Genomic DNA, 5,104 nt, shown 5'->3' on the forward strand with positions numbered 1-5,104 from the left:
TGCTCACCACCGCGTCGTCGGGGTGGTGGTCGGAACTCGGGTCTGCGGTCGATCGGGTTCAGCCGGGCCTGCCAGGGGGTGGCGTGGAGCAGGGTGTGGTGGGCGCGGCAGAGCAGCACCAGGTTGTCCAGGCTGGTTTCGCCGCCGTCGGCCCAATGCTGGAGGTGGTGGGCGTCGCAGGCCAGCGGCATCCGGCGGCAGCCGGGGAACCGGCAGTGACCGTCTCTGAGCACCAGGGCTTTCCAGATCGCGGTCGTGACCAGGCGTTGGCTGCGGCCGACGTCGAGCACCTCACCCACCGAGCCGAGCACGGCGGGGATGATCTCGGCGTCGCAGGCCAGCCGCCGCACCGCGGCCGCGGACAGGGCGTCGCCGGTGTCCAGGGTCGCGGCACCGAGCCCGGCCCGGAGCTGGTCGAGGCTGAGGGTGACGGTGAGGCGGGGTTTGGCGCCGTGGTCCTCGGGCAGCAACCCGTCGACCTCCAAGGCCCGCTGGCAGGTGTCCACCAGCGCGTCCCAACACCGCGCCCCATGATCGCGGGTGTCCCGGCCGGTCTGGCCGCAGTCCGGGTCGGTGCCCGGCAGCGGCGCCGCCAGGGCGTGCAGGGCGGTCTTGATCACCGCGGCGTCCTCCACGGTGCCGCGGCCGCGGACCCGGACCCCGCCCAGCCCGTCCTCGGCGAGGGTGAGGAACCGGCCCAGGTGCGCGGACCGTTCCAGCCGGTCCAACGCTTGTTCGTCGGCGCGGGCGGTGCCGTCGGGGTCCAGCACCTCGAGGAGGTGCTCGCCGGCCTTCCGCAGCTCGGAGGCGTTCAGGGCGGCGGCCTGGTCCAACAGGACCCGCTCCGCCTCATCGCGCAGACCGGGGTCGACCGGGAGCCGGTCGATGACGGTGACGATCACCTCGGCGTGCTCCGGGGACACCTCCCCGGCCGCCAGCGCGGTCAGGGTCGCGGCCCGGTCCCCACACAGACCCCGCGCGGTGCGCAAGACCCGCTGCCCGTGCCCGCGCCGACCACCCGAGACGTGGGTGAGGTAGTCACCGGCCGACACCCAGCCCGCGGTCTTCGCCGCGTCGGTGGCCGCGATCTCTGCGGCCACCCGCGCCTGCACGGCGGCCAGGTGCGAGCGCAGCCGCTCCAGCTCAACGGTCACCGCCAGCAGCGCCTCGGCATCCTTGGCCGCCCAGATCACCTCGTCCAGCCCACTCAGCACCGCGTCCGCCGACGCCACCACCGAGGCCGGACCGGCCTGCGGGGCGTCGAGCGGGAACGTCGTCATACCCCACACCCAACCAGCCACCACCGACAGTTCTCCGACGCAGAATCCCTTTGTGCACAAGGGATTCCGAAGTCTCTGCGCACAACGAAGAGCCCGGCCCACCGCTTGCGCGGCAGGCCGGGCCCGCTGGGTCGTTCCAGAGCCGACCGTCAGAGGATCGGCGCGAACGGCTCCGTGCCGGGCACGAGCGCCAGCCCACCGATGCCGCTGTTGGCCTTGGCGTAGCCCAGCTCGCTGTTGAGGTCGCCGACGCCGTTGGAGCCGACGAGAGGCGCGATCGCGAGGGTCGAGAGCGTGCCGAGCGCGTTGCCCTCCGCATCCAGGAAGGCGCTGCCGGAGTCACCGGGGACGCCCGGGGTCAGCGTGTAGACCGGGTGGCTCCAGCCCTCGGCCTCGGCGCCGAGACTGGTGCCCTGCTTGGGCGACAGCTGCTCGATGCCGCCGCGCAGGCTCGAGTTGCCGAAGGAGTAGACCGTGTCGCCCGTCGCCGTACCGTCGGTGTTGACGGCCACCGGGCCGCCCCAGAACGGCACGCTCGGGTTCACCTTGGTGACGTCGGCCGAGTCGACCTTGACCAGAGCCAGGTCGTTGTAGGCGCAGGTGTTCTCGTCGGTCTCGCCCTCTCGCTGCATGGTCAGCCAGGAGCTGTAGGCCAGGGTGCCGGAACCGACCTTGGTGCCCTCGCCGGCCAGCGAGCCGCCCTCGACGAAGTCGACCTTGGTGCCTAGGGGCAGGGAAGCCGCGTCACAGCCGTTGGTGTCGGTGGCCTCGCCGGTGCCCGCGCAGTGCGCGGCGTAGCCGACGTACGTGTTGCCGGCACCGTCGGAGTAGACGAAGTTCGCGGTGCACTGGGCGCCCTCGGTGTACATCTGCACGCCAGGATGGATCGTCGCTGTGTCGGCCGGCGCCCAGGCGGGGGCCGCCTGCGAGGAGCCGGACGTGGCCGCGATCGACGCGGACGTGAGGACGGCGGTGGCACCGACGGAGAGCAGGGCGCGAGCCCGAGAAACCTGCATGGGGTGTCCTTCCCAGGAGTGATCGAGACACCGGGTACAACGACCGCTGCCTGCGGAAGTCACGCCCCACCGGCCGTCCGGACGCAAGGACTCCCCGCGACACTTGGCGTCGCGGGGAGTCCTGGTCGTCGATCAGTACGACGGTTGCGACGGGTCGATCTGGTTGACCCAGGCGACGACGCCGCCACCAACGTGCACGGCGTCGGCGTACCCGGCGCCCTTCACCACGGCCAGAGCCTCGGCGGAGCGCACACCCGACTTGCAGTGCAGGACGACCTGCTTGTCGGAAGGCAGCTGGCCGAGCGCGTTGCCGTTGAGGAACTCGCCCTTGGGGATCAGGACCGAGCCGGGGATCTTGTTGATCTCGTACTCGTTGGGCTCGCGAACGTCCACGAGCACGAAGTCGCGATCGCCGTTGTCGCGCTCCTTGAGCCACTGCTCCAGGGTGCTCACCGAGATCGTCGCGTCGACGGCGGCGTCGGCCGCCGCCTCGGAGATGGCGCCGCAGAACGTCTCGTAGTCGATCAGGTCGGTGACCGTCGGGTTGTCGCCGCACAGCGCGCAGTGGGGGTCCTTGCGGACCTTGAGCTTGCGGTACTCCATCTCGAGTGCGTCGTAGATCATCAGCCGTCCGACCAGCGGGTCACCGATGCCGGTCAGCAGCTTGATCGCCTCGTTGACCTGGATCGACCCGATGCTCGCGCAGAGCACGCCGAGGACGCCACCCTCGGCGCACGACGGGACCATGCCCGGCGGCGGGGGCTCGGGGTAGAGGCAGCGGTAGCACGGGGCTTCCGCACCTTCGAGCGTCGGCCAGAACACCGAGGCCTGGCCGTCGAACCGGTAGATGGAGCCCCACACGTACGGCTTCTTCAGGAAGTACGCCGCGTCGTTGACCATGTAGCGGGTCGCGAAGTTGTCGGTGCCGTCGACGATCAGGTCGTACTGCTCGAAGACACCGAGCACGTTGTCGTTGTCGAGGCGCTCGTCGTGGACGACCACGTTCACGAGCGGGTTCACCTCGTTGATCGACTCCTTGGCGGAGAGCGCCTTCGGCTTGCCGACGTCGCTCTGGCCGTGGATGACCTGACGCTGCAGGTTGGACTCGTCGACCTCGTCGAACTCGGCGATGCCCAGGGTTCCGACACCGGCGGCGGCGAGGTACAGCAGAGCCGGGCTGCCCAGGCCGCCCGCACCGATCACCAGGACCTTGGCGTTCTTCAGACGCTTCTGCCCGTCCATCCCGACGTCGGGGATGATCAGGTGGCGGCTGTAGCGCCGGACCTCGTCGTTGGTCAGCTCGGCGGCCGGATCGACCAGAGGGGGCAGGGACACGAAGGCTCCTCGGGCGGTGCGTAACGGTGCAATCGGGGTACGTCGGTGTGAACGTCCGCGACCCTTGTCATGTTCCCCGAGTGGGCGCCGTCACCTGCGCCGCGTCCCGGCATCCGGACATGGGGTCCGCTGGTCGGACGGGTCGACCGGTCAGCTCGGGCGCTCGGCGAACACGATCGCATTGGAGTCGTAGCCCGTGCCGTTCCAGTCCTCACACGTGATCAGCACCAACCGACCCGGGACGGTCTGGCTGAACACGCGCTCGGCGTCGCGCGCCAGGGTGGCCTTGCGGTAGACCGTGACGCCACGGACGACGTACGGGATGACACCCTCGGCCGTGCGCACGCGCAACCGGTCGCCCGCGTCCAGCGTCTCGAGGTCGTCGAACGCACCACCGCCGGAGTGCACCGTGTGCCCGGTGATCAGCGCTCCCCCGCGTAGGGCGCCGGGCGCGGCACCCTCGGCCCACCAGCCCAGCGTCTGCGGGTCGCTGGGGGGTAGCAGGGTGCCGTCCACGACGCCGATGCCGATGACCGGCGCGTCGATGCCGAGCTTGGGGACGACCAGCCGGGTCGGTCGGCCCGCCGCGGGGTGCGGCTCGGGCTCGGCGGCCTCGATGTCCACAGCGGGCTCGACGACGAACGGGACGGTGCGCGCCGGCTCCGGCGCCTGCGTCCGCACCGTCGCGCGGACCTCGTCCGGGGCTGCTGCGGTGTCGAACAGGCTGGGTACGACGGAGGGGAGACCGGCGCCCACGAGCGCACACCCGAGCAGCGCGAGCACCAGGCCCCACGGCCTGCCGCCGCGGCCTCGACGCTCCCCCTCGGCCACCGCCACGTCCTCCATGTTGACCGAAGCCCTCCTTCCCCGAAGACGATTGCGGCGGCCGTCCCGGGACGGCCGCCGCGCATCGTCGTCCGTCAGGCCTTCACGCCCTTCGTCTCACGGCGACCCATCGCGAGCCAGCCGGCCGCGACGAGCATCGCCAGACCACCTGCGGTGAGCGTGCGGCCGAGGTCGTCCGACGCCTGACCCGCGGTCGGCAGCGAGCCGAGTCCGGCGTTCACCGCCGTGGGCACGGCCGGACCGGTTGCCTGCACCCCGGCGATCGCCGGAGCCGGGGCCGCCTTCGGACCAGCTGCCGGAGCCTGAGCGGGCTTCGGACCTGCCGCCTTCGGCGGCTTGGACTGCTCGACGCCTCCGACCACGGCCGGCGGCTGCTCCGTCACCGGCGGCTGGGCGGCCACCACTGGAGGCTCGCCCGCTCCCGGCTGCGGCACGGGCACCGTGCCGTTGTCACATGCGGCTCCGGTCAGCTGCGCCAGCACGGTCACCTGCTGCGTCGACGAACCGCTCAGCACGAAGTCCTTCGCCGCAGTGAACGTGATCGTGTAGGTACCCGGGCCGGTTCCGGCCGGCGACTGCGTCGCCGTCACACCAGCCGGCTGGCCCTTCGCCACCAGGGTCCCCGGA

General features: G+C 71.6%; 4 protein-coding genes and 1 pseudogene. All 5 read right to left on the reverse strand.

From position 1 onward, the window contains the following. Positions 1-1,280, reverse strand: a 1,280-nt coding sequence (locus VFH10_RS06155; RefSeq protein ID WP_325127002.1) for an HNH endonuclease signature motif containing protein, incomplete at its 3' end; no start/stop codon positions are given. Between the two features lie 149 nt (positions 1,281-1,429). After that, entirely contained in the window at positions 1,430-2,296 is an 867-nt protein-coding gene (locus VFH10_RS06160) for a hypothetical protein (protein ID WP_325127004.1), read from the reverse strand. Positions 2,297-2,428: 132 nt separating this feature from the next. Further along, positions 2,429-3,631 (reverse strand): adenylyltransferase/sulfurtransferase MoeZ, encoded by a 1,203-nt coding sequence (moeZ, locus tag VFH10_RS06165; protein WP_325127006.1) that lies wholly within the window; start codon positions 3,629-3,631, stop codon positions 2,429-2,431. Positions 3,632-3,781: 150 nt separating this feature from the next. Beyond that, complete coding sequence (locus VFH10_RS06170; protein WP_325127008.1) at positions 3,782-4,477, reverse strand: class F sortase; 696 nt, start codon at positions 4,475-4,477, stop codon at positions 3,782-3,784. Between the two features lie 74 nt (positions 4,478-4,551). Next, positions 4,552-5,104: pseudogene (locus VFH10_RS06175) on the reverse strand (hypothetical protein); the annotation flags it as partial.

It is taken from the genome of Nocardioides sp., from assembly GCF_035697785.1.
In the GTDB taxonomy this organism is placed as follows: Bacteria; Actinomycetota; Actinomycetes; order Propionibacteriales; family Nocardioidaceae; genus Nocardioides_B.